Source organism: Microbacterium testaceum, from assembly GCF_001476655.1.
Lineage (GTDB): Bacteria > Actinomycetota > Actinomycetes > Actinomycetales > Microbacteriaceae > Microbacterium > Microbacterium testaceum_C.
Genome location: NZ_LDRT01000259.1, coordinates 1 through 1,461 on the forward strand (window position 1 = coordinate 1; position 1,461 = coordinate 1,461).

General features: G+C 66.9%; 1 protein-coding gene and 1 pseudogene. Both read right to left on the reverse strand.

Annotated elements, in window-relative coordinates; translation table 11 throughout:
* Positions 1-368: pseudogene (locus tag NS220_RS18865) on the reverse strand (Fe-S cluster assembly protein SufD); the annotation flags it as partial.
* On the reverse strand, positions 369-1,461 hold a 1,093-nt coding region (gene sufB / locus NS220_RS18870; RefSeq protein WP_058625473.1), incomplete at its 5' end, for a Fe-S cluster assembly protein SufB.

Here is a 1,461-nt window from a genome sequence, read left to right on the forward strand (position 1 = left end):
GGGATGCGCAGCAGCGGAGCCTCAGCCTCGTGCGTCCAGGCGAGGGCGGCGGGCAGGTCCTCCGGACGGAAGTGCTCCCCGCGCGGCGCGTCGCCGGCCGCGAGACGCAGCTGCTCGACCGCGGCGGGCGCCTCGACGTCGACGGTCATGACGCCGGTGGGACCGGCCTCATCGACGAAGAGCGGCGCGAGCCGGTCGATCGGGCTGAGCTTCCAGTTGACCTCGCGCCCCGTGGGGGTGCCGAAGTCGGCCGGGTCGAACGAGGTCTTCCGCTCCGAGCGCGTCTGCACCGGAACGACGGATGCCACGAGGGCTGCCGGGTCGATGTGACCCTCGGCGGCTGCGGGGGTTTCGGTCGCAGTCGTCACTTAACCAACACTGCCTTCCATGCCCATTTCGATGAGCTTGTTCAGTTCGAGGGCGTATTCCATGGGGAGCTCGCGCGCGATCGGCTCGATGAAGCCGCGCACGATCATGGCCATCGCCTCGTCTTCGGGGAGTCCACGGGACTGCAGGTAGAAGAGCTGCTCCTCGCTGACCTTCGACACCGTCGCCTCGTGACCGAGCTGCACGTCGTCGACGCGGATGTCGATCGCGGGATACGTGTCGCTGCGCGAGATCGTGTCGACCAGCAGCGCGTCGCAGCGCACGGTGTTCGCGGAGTGGTGCGCGTTGGCATCCACCCGCACCTCACCCCGGTACCCGGCGCGACCGCCGCCGCGCGCGATCGACTTCGAGACGATCGACGACTGCGTGTACGGCGCCATGTGGATCATCTTCGCGCCCGCGTCCTGGTGCTGACCGGGACCGGCGAACGCGACCGAAAGGGTCTCGCCCTTCGCGTGCTCGCCCATGAGGTAGATGGAGGGGTACTTCATCGTCACCTTGGAGCCGATGTTGCCGTCGACCCACTCCATGGTCGCGCCCTCGTGGGCGACGGCGCGCTTGGTGACGAGGTTGTAGACGTTGTTCGACCAGTTCTGGATCGTCGTGTAGCGCACGCGGGCGTTCTTCTTCACGATGATCTCGACGACGGCCGAGTGCAGCGAGTCGCTCTTGTAGATCGGCGCGGTGCACCCCTCGATGTAGTGGACGTAGCTGTCTTCGTCGGCGATGATCAGCGTCCGCTCGAACTGCCCCATGTTCTCGGTGTTGATGCGGAAGTACGCCTGGAGCGGGATCTCGACGTGCACGCCCTTCGGGACGTAGACGAACGAGCCGCCCGACCAGACGGCCGTGTTCAGCGCCGCGAACTTGTTGTCGCCGGCGGGGATGACGGTGCCGAAGTACTCCTCGAAGAACTCGGGATGCTCCTTGAGCGCCGTGTCGGTGTCCATGAAGATGACACCCTGCTGCTCGAGGTCCTCGCGGATCTGGTGGTAGACCACCTCGGACTCGTACTGGGCGGCGACACCGGCGACGAGGCGCTGGCGCTCCGCCTCGGGGATGCCGAGCTTCTCG